The sequence below is a fragment of the Streptomyces sp. NPDC022552 genome, assembly GCF_055561875.1.
Genome location: NZ_JBVHGJ010000021.1, coordinates 1 through 19,720 on the forward strand (window position 1 = coordinate 1; position 19,720 = coordinate 19,720).

The 19,720-nt window shown below is 70.6% G+C and carries 20 protein-coding genes; 7 read left to right on the forward strand and 13 right to left on the reverse strand.

Annotated features, from left to right (window positions below):
- Nucleotides 1–511: 511 nt before the first annotated feature.
- From ACZ3OF_RS34095 to ACZ3OF_RS34115, 5 genes are all read right to left on the reverse strand, one after another.
- Complete coding sequence (locus ACZ3OF_RS34095; protein WP_361676293.1) at nucleotides 512–1,051, reverse strand: RICIN domain-containing protein; 540 nt, start codon at nucleotides 1,049–1,051, stop codon at nucleotides 512–514.
- 177 nt (nucleotides 1,052–1,228) lie between these two features.
- The gene (locus ACZ3OF_RS34100) at nucleotides 1,229–1,897 is read right to left on the reverse strand and encodes a response regulator transcription factor (protein WP_361676296.1); all 669 of its coding nucleotides are present in this window, start codon (nucleotides 1,895–1,897) and stop codon (nucleotides 1,229–1,231) included.
- On the reverse strand, nucleotides 1,894–3,147 hold the full coding sequence (locus ACZ3OF_RS34105) for a sensor histidine kinase (RefSeq protein WP_467308791.1): 1,254 nt from the start codon (nucleotides 3,145–3,147) through the stop codon (nucleotides 1,894–1,896). Before ACZ3OF_RS34105 ends, ACZ3OF_RS34100 begins: the two co-directional genes overlap by 4 nt.
- Before the next feature lie 27 nt (nucleotides 3,148–3,174).
- Nucleotides 3,175–4,002, reverse strand: a complete 828-nt coding sequence (locus ACZ3OF_RS34110; RefSeq protein ID WP_361676299.1) for an ABC transporter permease — start codon at nucleotides 4,000–4,002, stop codon at nucleotides 3,175–3,177.
- Nucleotides 3,999–4,919, reverse strand: a complete 921-nt coding sequence (locus tag ACZ3OF_RS34115) for an ABC transporter ATP-binding protein (protein WP_361676302.1) — start codon at nucleotides 4,917–4,919, stop codon at nucleotides 3,999–4,001. Before ACZ3OF_RS34115 ends, ACZ3OF_RS34110 begins: the two co-directional genes overlap by 4 nt.
- A 134-nt stretch (nucleotides 4,920–5,053) precedes the next feature.
- Between ACZ3OF_RS34115 and ACZ3OF_RS34120 the strand changes: the two genes are divergently transcribed.
- The gene (locus ACZ3OF_RS34120) at nucleotides 5,054–5,614 is read left to right on the forward strand and encodes a GNAT family N-acetyltransferase (protein ID WP_361676305.1); all 561 of its coding nucleotides are present in this window, start codon (nucleotides 5,054–5,056) and stop codon (nucleotides 5,612–5,614) included.
- Between the two features lie 53 nt (nucleotides 5,615–5,667).
- On the opposite strand, the gene ACZ3OF_RS34125 is transcribed toward ACZ3OF_RS34120, so the two are convergent.
- The 7 genes from ACZ3OF_RS34125 to ACZ3OF_RS34155 form a co-directional block, all read right to left on the reverse strand.
- Entirely contained in the window at nucleotides 5,668–7,188 is a 1,521-nt protein-coding gene (locus ACZ3OF_RS34125) for a type VI secretion protein (protein ID WP_467308712.1), read from the reverse strand.
- Nucleotides 7,189–7,190: 2 nt separating this feature from the next.
- Nucleotides 7,191–8,594: an ATP-binding protein gene (locus ACZ3OF_RS34130; RefSeq protein WP_361676309.1), complete on the reverse strand. Its 1,404-nt coding sequence runs from the start codon at nucleotides 8,592–8,594 to the stop codon at nucleotides 7,191–7,193.
- A gap of 36 nt (nucleotides 8,595–8,630) precedes the next feature.
- Nucleotides 8,631–10,184 (reverse strand): SCO6880 family protein, encoded by a 1,554-nt coding sequence (locus tag ACZ3OF_RS34135; RefSeq protein WP_361676312.1) that lies wholly within the window; start codon nucleotides 10,182–10,184, stop codon nucleotides 8,631–8,633.
- Nucleotides 10,181–11,494, reverse strand: coding sequence for a hypothetical protein (locus ACZ3OF_RS34140; protein ID WP_467308715.1), 1,314 nt, complete (start codon nucleotides 11,492–11,494; stop codon nucleotides 10,181–10,183). Before ACZ3OF_RS34140 ends, ACZ3OF_RS34135 begins: the two co-directional genes overlap by 4 nt.
- Before the next feature lie 34 nt (nucleotides 11,495–11,528).
- Nucleotides 11,529–12,368 carry a DUF8175 domain-containg protein gene (locus ACZ3OF_RS34145; RefSeq protein ID WP_467308793.1) on the reverse strand — a complete coding sequence of 280 codons (840 nt, stop codon included), beginning with the start codon at nucleotides 12,366–12,368 and terminating at the stop codon, nucleotides 11,529–11,531.
- A 62-nt stretch (nucleotides 12,369–12,430) separates the two neighbouring features.
- Nucleotides 12,431–12,739 carry a hypothetical protein gene (locus ACZ3OF_RS34150; protein ID WP_260230621.1) on the reverse strand — a complete coding sequence of 103 codons (309 nt, stop codon included), beginning with the start codon at nucleotides 12,737–12,739 and terminating at the stop codon, nucleotides 12,431–12,433.
- 278 nt (nucleotides 12,740–13,017) lie between these two features.
- A complete protein-coding gene (locus ACZ3OF_RS34155) occupies nucleotides 13,018–13,455 on the reverse strand; it encodes a hypothetical protein (protein ID WP_467308717.1) in 438 nt (145 codons plus the stop codon).
- 488 nt (nucleotides 13,456–13,943) lie between these two features.
- On the opposite strand from ACZ3OF_RS34155, the gene ACZ3OF_RS34160 reads away from it, so the two are divergent.
- The 4 genes from ACZ3OF_RS34160 (at nucleotide 13,944) to ACZ3OF_RS34175 (ending at nucleotide 17,347) form a co-directional block, all read left to right on the forward strand.
- Nucleotides 13,944–14,972: a C40 family peptidase gene (locus ACZ3OF_RS34160; protein ID WP_467308718.1), complete on the forward strand. Its 1,029-nt coding sequence runs from the start codon at nucleotides 13,944–13,946 to the stop codon at nucleotides 14,970–14,972.
- A gap of 193 nt (nucleotides 14,973–15,165) precedes the next feature.
- The gene (locus tag ACZ3OF_RS34165; protein WP_467308720.1) at nucleotides 15,166–15,882 is read left to right on the forward strand and encodes a phosphatase PAP2 family protein; all 717 of its coding nucleotides are present in this window, start codon (nucleotides 15,166–15,168) and stop codon (nucleotides 15,880–15,882) included.
- A gap of 365 nt (nucleotides 15,883–16,247) precedes the next feature.
- A complete protein-coding gene (locus ACZ3OF_RS34170) occupies nucleotides 16,248–17,054 on the forward strand; it encodes an SCO4651 family lipoprotein (protein WP_361676760.1) in 807 nt (268 codons plus the stop codon).
- A 110-nt stretch (nucleotides 17,055–17,164) separates the two neighbouring features.
- Nucleotides 17,165–17,347, forward strand: a complete 183-nt coding sequence (locus tag ACZ3OF_RS34175; protein ID WP_361676327.1) for a hypothetical protein — start codon at nucleotides 17,165–17,167, stop codon at nucleotides 17,345–17,347.
- Nucleotides 17,348–17,380: 33 nt separating this feature from the next.
- Here the strand turns inward: ACZ3OF_RS34175 and ACZ3OF_RS34180 are convergent, their stop codons facing one another.
- Nucleotides 17,381–17,731 (reverse strand): metal-sensitive transcriptional regulator, encoded by a 351-nt coding sequence (locus tag ACZ3OF_RS34180; protein ID WP_361599185.1) that lies wholly within the window; start codon nucleotides 17,729–17,731, stop codon nucleotides 17,381–17,383.
- A gap of 193 nt (nucleotides 17,732–17,924) precedes the next feature.
- On the opposite strand from ACZ3OF_RS34180, the gene ACZ3OF_RS34185 reads away from it, so the two are divergent.
- Nucleotides 17,925–18,545 carry a DUF47 domain-containing protein gene (locus ACZ3OF_RS34185; protein ID WP_361676330.1) on the forward strand — a complete coding sequence of 207 codons (621 nt, stop codon included), beginning with the start codon at nucleotides 17,925–17,927 and terminating at the stop codon, nucleotides 18,543–18,545.
- 6 nt (nucleotides 18,546–18,551) lie between these two features.
- A complete protein-coding gene (locus tag ACZ3OF_RS34190) occupies nucleotides 18,552–19,550 on the forward strand; it encodes an inorganic phosphate transporter (RefSeq protein WP_361676333.1) in 999 nt (332 codons plus the stop codon).
- Nucleotides 19,551–19,720: the final 170 nt, after the last annotated feature.

Genomic DNA, 19,720 nt, shown 5'->3' on the forward strand with positions numbered 1-19,720 from the left:
CTGCAGGGGGGACCCTGTGGGAGAGTAGGACGCCGCCGAACAATTTTTAGCCTCAACCCCCGGACCTTGTCCGGGGGTTGAGGCATTTTTGCGTTCATGGACTTTCGCCCTGAGGCGGTGGTCCGACCGCGGATGTGGGGCGGGCTGTGAACCGGAGGGTTCGCGTGCAGGCTTGCGGTACTCGGCGATCAGCGCGGTCACCGCAGGACCGGTGAACCCGTGGGCCTCGTCCAGGGCGGGGACAAGGCGGCGGATCGGCCGGAGCAGTGCCCGAGCGTCGGCCGGCCTGCAAGGTGTCCGCACAGGGCGTCCGGACAGGGCGTCCAGGCGGTCGAGGCGGTCATGTTCCCCACGGTCGTACCCCGCACGGACACAGCACTGCGCCCCGCACGAAGGAATCCCTCGTGCGGGGCGCGGTGTTCGGGTGATCGGTCAGAGCCGGAGAAGACCGTGGCCTGACGGTCACGGGAGCGGGTGGGCGCCGGCAGGTGCCCGGCGCCCACCCGGGGGCTTACAGGAGGCGCATGCTGACGCTCTGGTTGGCGCCGCCGTGGCAGTCCCACAGCCCCGCGCGGGCGCCCGGCTGCGTGCTCCAGCCGCCGATTTCCAGGCACTTGTTCCAGACGTAGGCGGGGTCCGTGACGAGTCTGGTGGAGCTCAGGAACAGCTGGTTGAGGCCGAAGTGACAGTCCCACTGGTTGGCGGTCGCACCGTTGTTGCGCCCCCAGCCGCCGATTTCCAGGCACTTGCCGCTGTTGGCGTTCTTGTAGTAGTACGCGTCGGAGGGCGTGTTGGACAGGTAGACGCGGTACCACTGCTGGTTGGCGCCACCGGTGCAGGGCCACTGGCGGACGGCCGCGCCGTTCGCCGTGCTCCAGTCCGCCACCTCGAGGCACTGGCCGGAGTGGTTCAGGCGGATCTCGACCTTGGACAGGTAGTGGACGGTCGGCGCGGCCTGGGCCGGCACGGCCGAGATGCCCAGGACGAGGCCGAGGGACGCGGCAAGAACGAGCAGTCCGCGGCGGGCGCGGGTGATCGGGTTGAACTTCATGGTCCTCTGCAATCAGTAAGGCTCCGGCCCGTGGCCGGAAATCATTGTCATGATCGCATAAGTATCCGCATCAACTCAGCGCTCCCGAAAGCGAGTTGATGCCATGAATCGGAACGTCCTCCTCCGCTCTTTCTGCTTCGTTGCGTCGCCGGAGGTGCTCAGGGCCGTGCCGACCGACTAGCCGCGGTCCGGGGCGACCAGCTGGGTGTCGTACGCCAGGATGACCGCCTGGACGCGGTCCCTCGCTCCCGTCTTCGCGAGGATGCGGCTCACATGGGTCTTCACCGTCGACTCCGCCAGGTGGAGGCGTGCGGCGATCTCCGTGTTCGTCCAGCCCTGGGCGATGACCGTGAGGATCTCGCGTTCGCGGTCCGTGAGGGCCGTGAGGCGGGGGTCCGCGCGGGGTGGGCCCGGGGTGAGCGGGAGGTGGTGGATGTACGCGTCCAGGAGGCGGCGCGTCAGGCTGGGGGCCACCACCGCGTCCCCGCTCGCCACCGCGCGGATGCCGGCGAGGAGCTCCTCCGGCTGGGCGTCCTTGACCAGGAAGCCGCTGGCGCCGGCGCGCAGGCCCTCGTAGGCGTACTCGTCGAGGTCGAACGTGGTGACGATCAGGACGCGGGTGCGGGCGCCCGTGGCGACGATGCGGCGCGTGGCCTCGATGCCGTCGAGGCCCGGCATCCGGATGTCCATCAGGACGACGTCGGGGCGGTACCGGTCGACCAGGCGGATCGCCTCGGTACCGTTCGGTGCCTCGCCGACGACCGTCATGTCGTCCTGGCTCTCCAGCAGCATGCGGAAGCCGAAGCGTTGCATCGCCTGGTCGTCCGCGATCAGCACCGTCGTCACGAGGGGGAGTCCTCCAGGGGGAGTCGGAGCCGGACCCGCCAGCCGCCGTCCGGCAGCGGGCCCGCTTCGAGCGTGCCGTCGTAGAGCGAGGCGCGCTCGCGCATACCCGTGACTCCCTGGCCCGTGCCGGTGGTTCCAGTGCCGGTGGTTCCCGTACCGGTCGATCTGCCGGTGTCCGTGATCTCCACCGTCGACTCCTCCGGGGTGTACGCGAGGAGTACCGTCGCCTCGGCGCCAGGGCCCGCGTGTTTGAGGGTGTTCGTCAGGGCCTCCTGGACGATGCGGTAGACCGCCAGCTGCGCGCCCGTCGCCAGGGGCGGGGTGTCCCCGTGGGTCTCCAGGCGTACGGGAAGGCCCGCGGTCCGTACGCCGGCGAGCAGGGCGTCCAGGTCGTCAAGGGTGGGCTGGGGGTCGCGTACGGCCTCGCCGCGCAGCAGGCGGCGGAGTTCGGCGAGTGCCTGGCGGCTCGTCGTGCCGATGGCGTCGAGGGCCTCGGCGGCGCGCTCCGGGTTCTTGGCGGCCGCGTACCTGCCGCCGTCGGCGAGGCCCGTGATGACGGAGAGATTGTGGCCGATGATGTCGTGCATCTCGCGGGCGATCCGGGTGCGTTCGGCCGCCGCCGCGAGCTGCGCCTGCTGGTCGCGCTCGATCTCTAGGCGGCGGGCCCGGTCGACGAGGGCGGCCGTGTGGTCCTTGCGGGAGCGGACCGCGATGCCGAGCAGGGCGACCATCGCGTACGCCCACAGGGCGGGGACGACCTGCTGGTCCCAGCTGCCCTGAGGGTGGCGGACCGCCCCCAGGAGCAGGGGCGGGGCGAGCAGGGCGAGCGTCCACGGGAGGGTGCGCAGGGGGAGGCGGAGCGCGATGTGGAAGACGACGACGAGCTGGAGGAGGCCGGCCTGGAGGAAGGCGCCGGTCCCGTTGCTGACGAGGGAGACGCAGGCCATCACCGCGAGGACGGCCATCGGCCGGCGGCGCCGCCACAGAAGCGGGAGCGCGAAGGCCAGGCTCATGGCGAGGACCAGCCAGCTGGGTACGGAGGGGTTCGGGGCGGCGTTCCGCCAGCCGCCCATGGCGTCGATCAGGGCCGCGACCGTCCAGAAGGCGGTGAGCAGCCCGTCCCAGGTCCCGGGGCGGCGGGTGTCGAAGGCCCGTACGCGCCGGGTCAGGCTCTGGATGTGCCGGCTGAGGGGTTCCTCCGCGGCTGCCTGTACCGCTCCGGGTTCCGTTCCGGACTGCTTCTCCGTGATCACGCGTTCATCCTCGTACGTCGGGGGCTAGACGTCTCGGCGCTTCAGCAACATCGCCGGGACGATCAGAGCCGCGGCCGCCCACAGGCACAGGGCGAGCAACGCGCCGCCCGGGGAGGCCGCGTGGGGCATCGGGTCGGCGGAGCCGAGGGCGCCCGCGGCCTGGGTGGGGAAGTACCTGACAGCGGTCTCCACCGCGTCGTACGGGAGCATGCCGAGGACCTCCGGCAGGATCAGGACCCCGCCGACGAAGGCCCCGATGCCGCCCGGCACCGAGCGCAGCGCGGCGCCGAGTCCGAGGGCGACGAGGCCGAGGAGGGTGACGCCGGCGGCGTTGCCCGCGATGGCCGCCAGGACTCCGTCGTCGGTGAGGGAGGCGGCCTGGTCGGTGTCGGAGAGGAAGATCTGGGCGGTGAGGAAGGTGACCAGGGCGGTCACGAAGGAGACGGTGAAGACGGTGGCCGTGTAGACGGTGGCCTTCGCCCAGAGGACGGGTGTCCGGTGCGGTACGGCGGTGAGCGAGGCCCTGATCAGGCCGGTCGCGTACTCGCCCGCCGTGACCAGGATGCCGAGGACGGCGAGGCAGATCGCGCCGAGCTGGGAGCCGTAGAGGGTGAGGACGACGGTGTCGACGTCGGAGTCGCCGCCGTCGGAGGTGTAGGTGGCGCCCATGAGGATGCCGACGCCGAGGAGGAAGGCGACGGAGGTGAGGACGGTGATCCAGGTGGAGCGGACCGTCCCCAGCTTGTGCCATTCCGAGCGCAGGACGCGGGCGGGGGTGACGCGGTACGTCGCGGCGGCGGTGACGCGGGCGTCGGTGGTGGGCGCGGCGGACGGCGCTGTTGTCGTGGTCATGATGCTGCTCCCTGGTATTCGACCGAGTCGTGGGTGAGGTCCATGAACGCCTGCTCCAGGGAGGCGGTCTCGGGGGTGAGTTCGAAGAGCGGTACGCCGTGGGCGGCGGCCGCGCGGCCGATGTCCGCGGCTTCGACGCCGGTGACGCGGAGGGTGTCGGTGGCCCCGAGGGGGTCGGTCGCCTCGGTGACGATCCGGGCCTGCGGGAGGAGGGCGCCGAGGCGGTCCGCGTCGGGGGTGACGACCTTGACCGAGGCGCCGCCGGACTCCCGTACGAGTGCGTCGACGGTGGTGTCCGCGAGGAGCCGGCCCTTGCCGATGACGACGAGGTGGTCGGCGGTCAGGGCCATCTCGCTCATCAGGTGGGAGGAGACCAGGACCGTACGGCCCTCGGCGGCGAGGGACTTGAGGAGGTTGCGGATCCACAGCACGCCCTCGGGGTCGAGGCCGTTCACGGGCTCGTCGAGGACGACCGTCTCCGGGTCGCCGAGGAGCGCGGCGGCGATGCCGAGTCGCTGGCCCATGCCGAGGGAGAAGCCCTTCACGCGGCGGCGGGCGACCTCGGTGAGGCCGGTCAGGCCGAGGACGTGCTCGACGCGGGAGCGCGGGATGCCGTGGGTGTGGGCGAGGGCCATGAGGTGGTGGTGGGCGGAGCGGCCGGGGTGGATCGAGCGGGCTTCGAGGAGCGCGCCGACCTGGGTGAGGGGTGCGGGGTGCGCGGCGTACGCGCGGCCGCCGATGGTGGAGCGGCCGCGGGTGGGGGCGTCCAGGCCGAGGAGCATCCGCAGGGTGGTGGACTTGCCGGCGCCGTTGGGGCCGAGGAAGCCGGTGACCGCGCCGGGCCGGACGGTGAAGCTGAGGTCCTGGACGACGGTCCTGTCGCCGTACCGCTTGGTGAGTGCGTGAGCTTCGATCATGTCCACGACGCTACGGAGCGGGCGGCGGCGGATCGTCCGACCGTGGGCGGGAGCGGGGCGTGTGACGTAGTACCGGGGTACGACGGGGAGAAAGAGCTTGTCCGTGGCGGTGAGCGGCGGCGAGGATCACCGTCATGGACTACTTGATACGTGTCATCCGCGCCGACGAATGGGAGAAGACCCGGGAGATCCGGCTCGCCGCCCTCCAGGACCCGGTGGCGAAGATCGCCTTCCTGGACACCCCCGAGGCCGCCGCCGCCCGTCCCGACTCGTTCTGGCAGGAGCGGGCGGAGGGCGCGTCCGAGAGCGGGACGAGTGCCCGTCAGTTCGTGGCCGAGGCGCCGGACGGGAGCTGGGTGGGCACGATCTCGGTGCTGGTGGAGCGGCCGTCGGACGAGGTGCGGTTCGGCGAGGCGGCGAAGGTCGACCAGACGCACATCGTGGGCGTGTACGTACGGCCGGAGGCGCGGGGCACGGGTGTGATCGACGCGCTGTTCCGGGCCGGTGTGGAGTGGTCCTGGTCGCTGCCGGAGCCCGCGGTGCGGCGGGTCCGGCTGTACGTGCACGAGGACAACGCGCGGGCCGCGGCCTTCTACCGGAGGTTCGGGTTCGTGGCGACGGGGGATCGGGTGGCGGTGCCGGGCGACGATTCCGCGCACGAGGTGGAGTACGAGATCAGGCGGACGGACGCCTGACGCCGGGGCGGGAGTCCGGCCGCCCGGCTGGGCCGGCCGCGGGGGTCCGGCCGTCAGGCCTGGGGCAGGGGCTCCGGCCAGCGGGCGCGGGCCTGTTCCTGGGAGCGGAGCAGGACCAGGGTAGGCAGGCCCTGGTCCTGGCCGCCCGCCAGCAGCTCCGGCAGCAGGGGAAGGGGAGCCACGGCGGCGACGTCGTCGAGGACCAGGGTCATTGGTGGGTCGAGCCGACCGTCGGTTGACCGTGCGGCCATGCGGCGGCCGTGCTCGACCACGCTTGCGGTGAGGGCGGTGAGCAGGGGCATCGCGCCGGGGCGGGTGCGCGGGTCCTCGATCGTCTCACCGACCACATAGAGGGTGCCCCCTTCGGCGGCGAATGATTCCAGCGTCAGCGAATCAGTTCGATTCGGGGTGCAGGCCTCCCTGATGTGGACCGAGGAGAGCGAGGAGAGCGCCCTGGCCGTCAACTCCTGGGCGATCTCGCGCCGTTCCGGGTGCGCGGTGAGCGCGGACTCCAGGAGGCCGGCGTGTCCCGAGGCGGCCTTGGGGTGCGTGCGGAGGATCCGTACGGGTTCGTGGGCGCCCGTGCCCTGGGCCCAGCGGTGGACCTGCTTGAAGGGGCGGTCGTCCAGGGCGGCGGCGTGCAGCCAGCAGCGCAGGAGCGTTTCGGCGGTGTCGGCCACCGCGGCGTCCAGACGGGACGGCGGGCGTACGGGGGCGAGGAGGGCGACCGCCCGTTCCTGTGCCGTGGCCGGGTCCTCGCAGCCGGCGGACGGGGACCAGTGGAGGCGGGCGGGGGTGTCGCAGAGGTGGCAGGGGTCGTAGACGAGGACGGGGCCGAGCTTGCCGCGGGCGTCCTTGGTGTCGGCCCAGACGGTGGGGTCGGAGGTGACGACGAGGACGGGGCCCTCGGCGTCCAGGACGGCCTGGACGGCGGTGGGACGACGGACGGCGGGGGTGCCGTACACGATGCCGAAGGAGGGCGGGGCGGGCGCCGGGGCAGGGACCGGGGAAGCCACCGGGGCAGGGACCGGGGACGGAGCCGAGGAGGGACCCGGGGCCGGGACCGGGGACGGAACCGGGGTCGGGGTCGGAGGTACCTCTTCCAGGGGCCTGCGAGGAGCGGGCGGCTGGTCCCCGTACACGCTCGGCGCGTGCGCACCGCCGCCCACGACCTCCTCCTCCGCCGTACGCCTCGCCCCGTACGTGCCACCGCGCCGGCCCGCCCGTACCGTTCTCCAGCGGGCCAGCGTCCCCACCACGAACACCGTGAGGACCACCAGCACCATCAGTTCGCCGATGAGCAGGCCCCAGAACAGGCCGTACCCCGACAGCTCGCCCGCCGGGGTGTCGGGCCACGCGGCCGCCAGGTCCTGCGGCCGGCCGAGCAGGGAGCGGACGGCCATCGGGGTCCGGGTGAACGTGACCCCTTCCGGCCAGGCGCCCTTCGCCAGCAGCGCTGCCAGGCCGGTCGCCGTCCACGCAAGCACCGTCAGGCCGACGGGGACGCCGACCAGGGCCAGTACCAGCCCGTCCGGGACCCCGCCCTGCTGCCGCTCCTGCGGCCCCTTCGCCATCCTCACGCCACCGTCGACCGGGAGGGATCGTTCAGCTGCTGCTCCATGAGGGCGGCGCGCTGTTCCGTCTCCCACTCCAGCTCCGGGTCGACGGCCGGGTCGACCGACGACTCCGTCATGGCGCGGTCGGTGTAGACGAGCGGCCGTTCCTTCTCGGTGATGAGGTGTTTGACCACCTGCACATTGCCGTTGACGTCCCAGACCGCGATGCCGGGTGTGAGCGTCGGGATGATCTCGACCGCCCACCGTGGCAGGCCGAGTACCCGTCCCGTCGCCCTCGCCTCGTCGGCTTTCTGGGCATAAATGGTCCGGGTGGAGGCCATCTTGAGGATCGCCGCGGCCTCCCGGGCCGCCGCGCCGTCGACGACGTCGGAGAGGTGGTGCACGACGGCGACGAAGGACAGGCCGAGCCTGCGGCCGAACTTGAGCAGCCGCTGGAACAGCTGCGCCACGAACGGGCTGTTGATGATGTGCCAGGCCTCCTCGACCAGGAAGATGCGCTTCTTCCGGTCGGGGCGGATCCAGGTGTGCTCCAGCCACACGCCGACGATCGCCATGAGGATCGGCATGGCGATGGAGTTGCGGTCGATGTGGGACAGGTCGAAGACGATCAGCGGCGCGTCGAGGTCGATGCCGACCGTGGTCGGCCCGTCGAACATGCCGCGCAGGTCGCCGTCGACCAGTCGGTCGAGGACGAGCGCGACGTCCAGGCCCCAGGCGCGTACATCGTCTATGTCGACGTTCATCGCCTCCGCCGACTCCGCCTTCGGGTGGCGGAGTTGTTCGACGATGTCGGTCAGGATGGGCTGGCGGTCGGTGATGTGCTCGTTGACGAACGCGTGGGCGACCTTGAGCGCGAAGCCGGAGCGCTCGTCGAGGCCGTGGCCCATCGCGACCTCGATGATCGTACGGAGCAGGGCCAGCTGTCCGGTCGTGGTGATCGACGGGTCGAGCGGGTTGAGCCGGATGCCGGCGTCGACGGCGACCATCGGGTCGAGGCGGATGGGAGTTATCCCCAGCTCCTGCGCGATGAGGTTCCATTCGCCGACGCCGTCCTCGCCCTGGGCGTCGAGGACGACGACCTGGCGGTCGCGGAAGCGCAGCTGGCGCAGGACGTACGTCTTCTCGAGCGCGGACTTGCCGTTGCCGGACTCGCCGAGGACGAGCCAGTGGGGGGCCGGGAGCTGCTGACCGTACAGCTGGAACGGGTCGTAGATGTAGCCCTTGCCGCTGTAGACCTCGCGGCCGATGATCACGCCGGAGTCGCCGAGGCCGGGGGCGGCCGTCGGCAGGTAGACGGCCTGGGCCTGGCCGGTCGAGGTGCGGACGGGGAGACGGGTCGTCTCCACCTTCCCGAAGAGGAAGGAGGTGAAGGCTTCTGTGAGGGCGGAGAGTGGATCTCGCATGTGGGCGGGCCCCTTAGCGGCTGGCGGCTGGCGGCTCTAGCGGCGGATGCCGGTCGCGAACGGCAGGGTGTTCACAAAGGCCCGGTGGTGCTCGCGGTCGCACCACTCCAGCTTCAGATACGACTTGCCGGCGGAGGCCCTGATCGTGCGCTTGTCCCTGGCCAGGGCTTCGGGCGAGCGCGACGACACAGTGATGTACCCGACGAGGTTGACGCCCGCCGCGCCGCTGGCGAGATCTTCACCCCGCTGGTCGAGCCGGCCGTGCGCGGCGATGTCGCGCGGGTCGACCGTGCGGTTCATCTTGGCCTGGCGGGAGGCCTCGGCCTCGTCGTTGGTCTTCTCGGTGAGCATGCGCTCGATGGCGACCTCGGTGGGTTCGAGGTCCATGGTCACGGCGACCGTACGGATCACGTCCGGGGTGTGGACGAGGAGCGGGGCGAGGAAGTTGACGCCGACGGGGGTCATCGGCCATTCCTTCACCCAGGCCGTGGCGTGGCACCAGGGGGCACGGGTGGAGGACTCGCGGGTCTTGGCCTGGAGGTAGGTGGGCTCCATGGCGTCGAGTTCGGCGGGCCAAGCGTTTCGTTTCGTCATGGCCTGGATGTGGTCGATGGGGTGGTCCGGGTCGTACATGGAGTGCACGAGGGAGGCGGCCCGGGACTGGCCGAGGGGCTGCCGTACGCGGATGTCGGCCTCGGCGAGGCGGGCGCAGATGTCGGTCAGCTCGCGGGCCATGACGACGGCGAGGCCGGCGTCGCGGTCGAGCTTGCGGGCGCCGGAGGTGTGGCGGGCGGCGCGGGCCATGGCGTTGGCCTCGGCGGCGAGCTCGCGGGTGTAGTGCATGCAGGCCACGAGGTAGGCGCGGTGCTGCTCGCTGGAGGTGGAGACCATCGACTGGAGCTGCTCGTACGAGTCCTGGAGCCAGCCGGGGGCCTGGGGGTCGCCGCGCTGGGCGACGTCCTTGGCGTGGGCGTCGGGGTCGGCGGGGAGGGTGCGGGCGAGCATCTGGAGGCGGGTGACGAAGCCGTCTCCGTTGGCGACGTGCTTGAGGAGGGTGCCGAAACGGTCCACCAGGGCTTCCTGGTCCTCGCTGTCGCGCAGGCCGACGCCGGGGCCCTCGATCTCGATGGCGGCGGTGACGGTGCGGCGGTCGGCGTGGAGGAGGACGGCGATCTCGTCGGGGCCGAAGGGCGCGGAGAGCCAGTTGATGCGGCCGATGCCGGGCGGCGGGCCGACCTCGACCTCGCGGCCGTCGATCCGGGTGCCGGCCTCGGCGGCGGTGGAGCGGTAGGCGGTGCCGCGCTTGAGGGACCGCTTGTAACTGCGGTTGATCTCGAACCATTTGTAGAAGGTCCGGTGCTTGTACGGGACGTACACGGCGGCGAGCGCCAGGACGGGGAAGCCGACGAGCAGCACGATCCGCAGGGTGAGGGCGGGGACGAGGAGTCCGCTCATCATGCCGAGGAACGCGCCGGCGATGATCAGGGCGATCTCGCCGGTTTCGCGGTTCTTGCCGACGATCGCGTTCGGCCGGGCACGGCCGATGAGATACGTGCGGCGGGGCGTGACCGGCTGGGACTGGGTCGTCAACGCCCTCCACCTCCAGTGCTTCCTGTGTTGTTGCGGCTGCTGTGCGGGGTGCCTGATGTGGGGCTGCTGCTACGCGGCGGGGGTGCGGCGGAGGGGACAGATCCGCCGCCGCCCCCGGCGCCCCCGGAGCTGCCGCGACTGCTGTGGGCGGCGACGCCGCCGGAGAGCGGGTTGGCGGGGCGCGGGGCGCCACCGCTGTTCTGGTTTCCGCCGCCGCCGCTGTCGCGGGTGCTGTGGGTCTTGATGCCCTGGGAGACGAGGGAGGCGGGGGAGGAGATGACGGCGGCGGCGGCGTTCTCGCCGGCGCGGTGGACGCGGTTGTTGCGGGAGGCGACGATCTCGTCGCCGAAGCCGGGGACGAAGCGGTAGATCATCGCGGAGGCGAAGATGGCGAGCAGGATGATCGCGAGGCCGGAGACGACGGCTGAGAAGGAATCGGGTCCGGTGCCGGAGGAGAGCGCTCCGGCGAGGCCGAGGACGATGACGATGACCGGCTTCACGAGGATGATCGCGATCATGATGCCGGCCCAGCGGCGGACGTGGCCCCACATGTTCTTGTCGACGAGGCCGGAGTAGACGACGACGCCGAGGAGGGCGCCGACGTAGAGCATGACGGCGCGCAGGAAGAGCTCGAGGTAGAGGACGCCGGCGGCGAGGATGCTGACGAGGGAGACGATGATCAGCATGATCGGCCCGCCGCCGATCTGGTCGCCCTTCTGGAGGGCTTCCTTGAAGCTGCCGAAGAAGACGTCGGTCTGTTGACCGGTGCCGGAGGCGATGACTTCGGTGACGGCGTCGGTGGCGTTGACGACGGTGTAGAGGATGAGCGGGGTGAAGGCGGAGGCGAGGACGGTCAGCCAGAGGAAGCCGATGGCCTCGGAGATGGCGGTGGTGAGGGGGACGCCGCGGATGGCTCGCTTGGCGACGGCGAGGAGCCAGAGGAGGAGGGTGAGGAAGGTGGCGGCGGCGAAGACGATGGCGTAGCGGCCGAGGAACTCGAGGTTGGTGAAGTCGACGTCGGCGGTCTCTTTGACGGCGCCGGAGAGGTAGTCGATGGTGGCGACGGCGGCGTCGGCGCAGCCGCGGGCGAGGGAGGAGAGGGGGTCCAGGGCGGCGGTGGGGTCGGGGGCGGTTCGGCTGCCGCCGTTGGTTTCGCCGTTGGTGCAGTACTCACGGGCCGGTCCCGCGATGAGCTCGCACGGGTCGCTGCTTGCGCCGGGCGACGGCGTCGAGCTGGGAGTCGGGGTGGGCGTGGGAGCCGCGGTTGCCCGGGATGCCAGTCCGAGCATCGCAGCCTGGGCAGCCACCATGATTGACAGGACAGTACGGCCGCTGCGCGGTTGGTTAGCGGGCATACGTGAATCCCCCGAATCCCTTGACCGCGTCGGCGATCTCCTCCGAGCCGGAGACCGGGTTGTCCCCGTTGACCGGGGTGGGGCCCGTCTTCTGAGTCGTCGACAGGACCTTCCAGTCCGAATTGCTCCACTTGAGCTTCAGAGTCACCGTGAACCAGCCGTTGGTCACCGGCTTGGTGGACGACTCGCCCGTGAGGCCGAACAGTCCGACACACCAGACCTCGACGTCCGCCGCCTCGGGGGAGTAGCTCGTCACCTTCGCCCCGGCGGGAACCGTGCGGCTGACGAACGTGGCCCCGGCGGGTGCACTTCCGTCCGGGCCGAGCCCGATCTGCGTCAGGAAGTCCTGTGAGTAGTCCGCGTCGAATCCGGCCTGAAGCTGATTGAGCGCGCCAGGATCGGCGATGGCGCTCACGATGGCGCGCCGGCGCTCGGTGTTGAACATCCCGTCAGAACCCAGCGCCACCGCATAGTTCGACGCCGCGCTCTGCGCGCCCTGCTCGTCCCGTGCGAACCCCGTCGGGATCTGGCCGTTCTTGCCCGTGACCGGGCGGACTCCCGTGGCCGAGGTGGGGTTCCGGTTGCCCGCGGCGGGCGATGTGCCCGAGGTGTTGTCCGTGTCGGTCTTGCCGCCGCCTCTGTTCGCGAAGGCGATCGCGGCGATCAGGAGGACCACCACGCCCACCACCGTGATGAGCGAGCGCGAGCTGCGGGCCGGGGGCCGGCGGGTGCCGTCGTAGGGGTCGCCGGTGCCGCCCTCCGGGAGACGCGTGCGGGTCTGGCCCGAGCCGCCGCCGCCGAAGCCGTCGTTGTCGTCGCCGAGGCTCATGGCAAGCACGCCCTCTCAACCGTGTGGTGACTGGACATCAGGAAAGGAACCGACCTCGGTGGTTAGACGGCCATCCCGTACACGATCGTGAACAGAGTCCCCAGCGACCCGATGATGAAGACGCCGGTCAGGCCGGCCACGATCAGGCCCTTGCCCTGCTCGGCGCTGAACGTGTCCCGGAGTGCGGTCGCGCCGATGCGCTGCTTGGCCGCTCCCCAGATGGCGATGCCGAGGCACAGCAGGATGGCCACGGCCATCACGACCTCGATCATCACCTTGGCCTCGTTGCCCAGGCTCCCGAAAGGCCCCCAGTTCGGGGCGATTCCACCGATGATGGTGGTGATGTCGCCTTCTTCGGCCGCCAGGTACATGTAACTCACCGCCCCTGTTGGGTAGTTCGTCGCCCCTGCCTGATGGCATGGGTCATCGCCCTATCTTCGCTGATGAAACCGCTCGCGTGTGACGGCTTGACGGCTCTCTTTACCCGATCCCCGCACACTTGACCGATCCGACCGTCTTGACCTGCGACGGCGTGGCCGGTTTCTATGCGAAGAAGTGTATGGTCACTCTGTGTATCACGGAGGGTGACTCCGAGCAATGACTGTCGTTGTTACACCTCAGGCCGCGTACACGGCCCGAGGTGTGGCCGTCAGCCGCCCGCGTACGGGGTGTCGACGTGGCTGACTTCGTGGAGACCGGCCCCCGCCACGCGGTAGACGGCCGTACGGGTCAGCGTGGTGACCGCCAGAGGCTCGCCGTCGCGGCGCGTGCGGTGGACGACGGTCACGGCGGGCGGGGTCACCGCAAGGGAGACCACCGGGGTGCGGTCGCCGAGGGACTCGGTGGCGAAGGGCGCCGGCGTTCCGTGGTCGTTCCGCCAGACGACGAGCGTGTAGTAGCGGCCCGTTCCCGGCGTGGTGATCTTCACGACGCCCACGGCGTCCGCCGCGCCGTCCCCCACGATGTGCCCGATCGCGCACTGGGGCTGGAGGTCGACCTGGACGCCGTCCTCGTCCTCCCAGTGGCCGTCGGTGAGCCGCATCGTCGCGCGCGGGTAGTCGGGCAGCTTCACGAGTGCGGTCTGCACGCGCGCGTGGCGGAGTTGATCGCACGTCAGGGCTCGCGCGGGGCGGGAGGGGGATGCCGTGCGGGTGGGGGGCGCGGTGGGTGTCGGCGTCGCGCTTCGGGCCGGCGGCGCCGTTCGGGTCGGCTCCGGGCTCCGGGCCGGCGGTGTCGTTCGGGTCGGGGCCGCGCTCGGGGCTCCGGATGCGCCCGGTGCGCCTGCCTCGCTGCCGTCGTCCGGGCCGCAGCCCGTCAGCAGGCCCGTCGCCAGCGTGGCGGTCAGGGCGATGACCGCCAGCCGTGTCACCCGTGTCAGATGGTTCGTGCCGTGGCTCATGATCGTCCCCCTGTGTGGCCGGATCCTGCTGTTCGACGCGACGAGAGACGCCTCCGTTACCGGCCGGGGTTGCAGGACTTTGTCCGAAACGGGTAACAGCCCGCCCACCCCGGGGGCGGGTGGCGCACCTAGACTTGTCGCTCGATGGACTGCCAAGACCCCAGGGGTGGTTGACGGTGCGTAAGGCGCGCAGGGCGTGGCTGGTGGCCGGTGGGGTCTTCGGCGTGTGCCTGAGCTTCGTCGCGCTGCTCGTCGTCGGGACGTACGCCGCCGCCGCAGGTCTCTTCGGGGGCGCCGGGAACGCCAGGAACGGCACCGTGGGGCTTGCCAAGGGCGCCGTGCCCGCCGCGTACCAGGGGCTGGTGCAGCAGTGGGGGAACCTCTGCCCCGCCATCAACCCGGCCCTGCTGGCCGCCCAGCTCTACCAGGAGAGCGGCTGGAACCCGAGGGTCGTCTCGCCCGCCAACGCCATGGGCATCGCCCAGTTCATCCCCGGCACCTGGGCGGGCCACGGCATCGACGGGGACGGGGACGGCGACCGGGACGTGTGGGATCCCAAGGACGCGATCCCCTCCGCCGCCTCGTACGACTGCGAACTCGCCGGCTATGTGAAGGACGTGCCGGGCGACGCGACGAACAACATGCTCGCCGCGTACAACGCGGGCGCCTACCGGGTCATCAAGTCCGGCGGCGTGCCGCGGATCAGCGAGACGCAGAACTACGTACGCATCATCAGGTCGCTGGAGAAGAGCTTCGCCCGGCCCGTCGGCCGCGTCGAACCCTCACGGCAGGCCGCCGCGGCGATCTACTACGCGCAGCAGAAGCTCGGGACGCTCTATCTCTGGGGCGGAACCGGGACCGCGGCTCAAAATGGCCGATTCGACTGCTCCGGGCTGACCCAGGCCGCGTACCGCAGTGTCGGGATCGAGCTGCCGCGTGTCGCCAACGACCAGTACAACGCCGGACCTCACCCCTCCCGCGACGAGCTGCTCCCCGGTGACCTGGTCTTCTTCTCCGACGACCTGACGAACTCCCGTGCCATCAGGCACGTCGGCATCTACGTCGGCGGCGGCTACATGATCGACGCGCCGCGTACCGGTGCGGTCATCCGTTTCGACAAGATCGATACGCCTGACTATTTTGGTGCGACCCGGGTGACCAAGGACGGCGCGGCGGCTCTGCCGACGCACCTGCCGCAGACCTGACATTCCGTCGGCCGGGCAGCGGCCATGGCCGGAACTCTCCGTTAAGCACAGGCCCTGAGCAGCGACGACGCGTCACTCTTCGGTAACGTCAGGGTGATCGTCGAGGAAGAGCGGAACGCACGCCTCAGGCGGTTCGTTCCCTGATCCGACCGCTCACGGTCGACTCACGTGACAAGGCAAGGGGCCGCAGCAGATGGCTGGACTCGCATCGGACGGTTCGAACCCCGATGTCAGCCTGCTCTACGACATCAACGGGCTGGCGCGGGAAGCCCCGCCCTGGCTCGACCGTGTCATGGGCTTCGTCGGCGAGTACGGGATCATGCTCGCCCTCGTCCTCGTCGGGCTCTGGTGCTGGTGGAGCGTCCGCCGCCGCGGCACCCTCACCGACTCCGTCTCCGCCGTCGCCGCGCTCGTCTGGGCCCCGCTGGCCGCCGCCGTCGCCGTGCTCGTCAACGTCCCGATCCGGGGCTTCGTCGAGCGTCCCCGGCCGTTCAAGGACCACCAGGGCCTCGAGGTGCTCGTAGACGGCAAGACCGACTTCTCCTTTGTGTCCGACCACGCCACCCTGGCGATGGCGATCGCCGTCGGGATCTTCGTCGCCCACCGCAAGCTCGGTTTCGCCGCCATCGGTCTCGCCTTCGCCGAGGGCTTCTGCCGGGTCTACATGGGAGTCCACTACCCGTCCGACGTCATCGGCGGGTTCGCGCTCGGTACGGCGGTGGCGCTGCTGCTCGCGCCCCTCGCCCACGCCCTGCTGACCCCTCTGGTCTCGGCGATCGCCCGCTCGAAGCACGGCGCCCGGCTGGTCCGTTCCCGGCGCGCCGGTGAGCGGTCCTCGCTGCCCGAGACCCTCGGCATCCCCGAGCCCCGGCTGGGGCCGGGCTCCGGGGAGAACGATCTGGCCGCCTAGGCCGTCCCGGGACGCGTACGTCGTTCCAGTCGCTCGTCACGACCCGGCCGGGTAAGTCGTCCTGGCCGGGTCGCCGTGCATGCCGCCCGTGCGGCCCGGCGTCCGGCTACGCCGGCTTCCGCTCGTCCGCCGTGTGCGACGTCGCGTCGGTACGCGCCTTGTCCCGGGATCTTCGCGCCGGGCCCCTCCAGCCGCAGCTGCAGCGGGCGACCGCGAAGGAGCCTCGTTCGGTCGTGGTCGTGTGATGCGGGGACTGCTCGTGCACGGTTCCACCGTACTGCGCGTGACGGGTCGTCCAGGCCGTCGTTATGCGGATCGGGCGGGTCCCGGACAAGCAGCGGTACGGCGTTGGGGGTTGGCAGGCGATGGTGGTGCAGCGGTACGGGCGTCGGGGAGGTGCGTGGGCCGTCGCCGCGGCCCTGATGGCCGGTGGATGCTCCGGTTCCGTGGACGCCAAACCCGGCGGGGACCCGACGAAGACCGTACGGGGCGCGGCCGAGGCGCTGGCTCGGGCCGGTACCTCCAAAGCGAGTACGAGCATGGAGATGGCGGCCGGCGGGACGCGCGTGACCATCCGGGGCGAGGGCGGTTACGACTTCCGCCGGCGCACCGGCAGCCTCCGGGTCGTTCTGCCCAACGACGCCGCCGGAGCCAGCGAGCACCGGCCCATCACCGAACTTCTCGCCCCCGGCGCGCTCTACATGAAGAACCGCGGCGCCGGCGTCCCGGCCGACAAGTGGGTCCGTGTCGACACCACCGCCCTCGACGACGGCAACCTCATCACCGGCGGGGCGACGGACCCGGCGGCCGCGGCCGAGCTTCTGCGCGGCGCGCAGCAGGTGACCTACGTCGGCGAGGTCGATCTGGCAGGGTCGAAAGTCAGCCACTACCGCGGCGTCGCGGACATCGCGGTGGCCGCCAGGGCCGCCTCTCCGCAGGTGCGCGGTGCGCTCGCCGCCGCGGCGAAAGGGTTCGCCGACGACACCGTCCCCTTCGACGCCTATCTGGACGCGGAAGGGCGGCTGCGCAAGGTCCGCCACCAGTTCACCTTCGCCAACCAGGGGCGTACGGTCGCGGTCGCGTCGACCACCCTGCTCTACGGGTTCGGCACCCCCGTCGACGTGCGGTTGCCGCACCGCAAGGACATCTACGCCGGAAAGATCAAGGTGTAAGGGGCGGCGGGAAGCCACCCGCAGGCCATTCCCAAATGGTCCGGACGAGTCATGCGCGGTGCGTGGCGCGCTCCCTACGCTGGGAGACCGACGCCGGCAGGAAGAGGTGAATGCGCGTGGCTCCGCCCAGTACCGCGACAGTGCCCACTGACCAGGACTGCGTCGCTCTCGCCGAGATCGAACTCTGCGGTGAGCTGATCATCGCGGCGTCGGCCGCCGACGGGGAGCGGCTCAGCGCGGACCGGATCGACGAGGTGCTGAGGGTCGCGACGGAGCGGTCGGACCGTTGCTGACCGACCGGGGCCGTCGTCGGCGGCCCCGGGTCCTCAGGTGCGCAGCATCCGCGCGATGGCCTTCGTGGCCTCCTCGACCTTCGCGTCGATCTCGTCGCCGCCCTTGGTCGCGGCGTCGGCGACGCAGTGCCGCAGGTGCTCCTCGAGGAGCTGGAGCGCGAAGGACTGCAGGGCCTTCGTGGACGCGGAGACCTGAGTGAGTATGTCGATGCAGTACGTGTCCTCGTCGACCATCCGCTGCAGACCGCGGATCTGGCCCTCGATCCGGCGCAGCCGCTTGAGGTGCTCGTCCTTCTGCTTGTGGTAGCCGTGCACGCCGTGGTCGTGGTCGGTGCCGGGTGCGGCAATGTCGGGGGTGACCTCGGCCGCCTCGGTGGTCGTCATCGCGTCCTCCCGTTGTCCAGAAAGGGTGTGTATACCCCTCGTGGGTATATGGTACCGATCCCCGCCGATCCGGGCGGGGGCCCGTGCAGATCACTGTGCCTGATGGGCGACACTGAAGGGACGCCGGTTAGCCGTGGCCGGATGATGCGCCTAGCATCAGCCTGACCGAAACCCAGCACCCCGAGGACCCCACGTGCGATTTCGTCTGACCCCCAGGGAGACGAGCTTCTATGACATGTTTGCCGCGTCCGCGGACAACATCGTCACGGGCTCGAAACTCCTGATGGAACTGCTCGGAGCGGAGCCTTCCGCCCGGGCCGAGATCGCGGAGCGGATGCGGGCAGCGGAACACGCCGGTGACGACGCGACCCACGCCATCTTCCACCAGCTCAACTCCTCGTTCATCACGCCGTTCGACCGCGAGGACATCTACAACCTCGCGTCCTCCCTCGACGACATCATGGACTTCATGGAGGAGGCCGTCGACCTGGTCGTCCTCTACAACATCGAGGAACTCCCCAAGGGTGTCGAGCAGCAGATCGAGGTGCTGGCCCGCGCGGCGGAGCTGACCGCCGAGGCGATGCCGCACCTGCGGACGATGGACAACCTCACCGAGTACTGGATCGAGATCAACCGGCTCGAGAACCAGGCCGACCAGATCCACCGCAAGCTGCTCGCCCACCTCTTCAACGGCAAGTACGACGCCATCGAGGTCCTCAAGCTCAAGCAGATCGTGGATGTGCTGGAGGAGGCGGCCGACGCGTTCGAGCACGTGGCCAACACGGTGGAGACCATCGCGGTCAAGGAGTCCTGAGGCTTCGTGGACACCTTCGCGCTGATCGTGACCATCGGTGTCGCGCTCGGTTTTACGTATACCAATGGGTTTCACGACTCGGCGAACGCCATCGCCACCTCGGTCTCGACCCGGGCGCTGACCCCGCGGGCGGCCCTGGCGATGGCGGCGGTGATGAACCTCGCCGGCGCGTTCCTCGGCAGCGGTGTCGCCAAGACCGTCAGTGAGGGCCTGATCGAGACGCCGCACGGCGACAAGGGGATGGGGATCCTCTTCGCCGCGCTCGTCGGCGCGATCATCTGGAACCTGGTCACCTGGTACTTCGGCCTGCCGTCCTCCTCCTCGCACGCGCTGTTCGGCGGCATGGTGGGCGCGGCGCTGGCCGGCGGTACGGAGGTCATCTGGGGTGGCGTGCTCGACAAGGTCGTCATCCCGATGTTCATCTCGCCGGTGGTCGGTCTGATCGCCGGCTACCTGGTCATGTGCGCGATCATGTGGATGTTCCGCAAGGCCAATCCGCACAAGGCGAAGCGCGGTTTCCGTATCGCGCAGACGGTGTCGGCCGCGGGCATGGCGCTGGGCCATGGCCTGCAGGACGCCCAGAAGACGATGGGCATCGTGGTGATGGCCCTGGTCATCGCCGACGTGCAGCAGTCGGGCGACGACATCCCGGTCTGGGTCAAGATCGCTTGTGCCGTGATGCTCTCGCTGGGTACGTACGCGGGTGGCTGGCGGATCATGCGGACGCTCGGCCGGAAGATCATCGAGCTGGACCCGCCGCAGGGGTTCGCGGCGGAGACGACGGGTGCGTCGATCATGTTCGGCTCGGCGTTCCTGTTCCACGCGCCGATCTCGACGACGCATGTGATCACGTCCGCGATCATGGGCGTGGGCGCGACGAAGCGGGTGAACGCGGTCCGCTGGGGTGTCGCGAAGAACATCGTCCTGGGGTGGTTCATCACGATGCCGGCGGCGGCGATCGTCGCGGCGCTGAGTTTCTACGTGGTGCAGCTGTTCTTCGGCTGAGGGCCGGAACGCCGGGGTGCTGCTGGGGGTCCGGGGGTTATCCCCCGGGGGATGCGGTATCACGATGCCGGCGGCGGCGATCGTCGCGGCGCTGAGTTTCTACGTGGTGCAGCTGTTCTTCGGCTGAGGGCCGGAACGGCTGGGGTACGGGCCCTGGGGTGGGCGGTCCT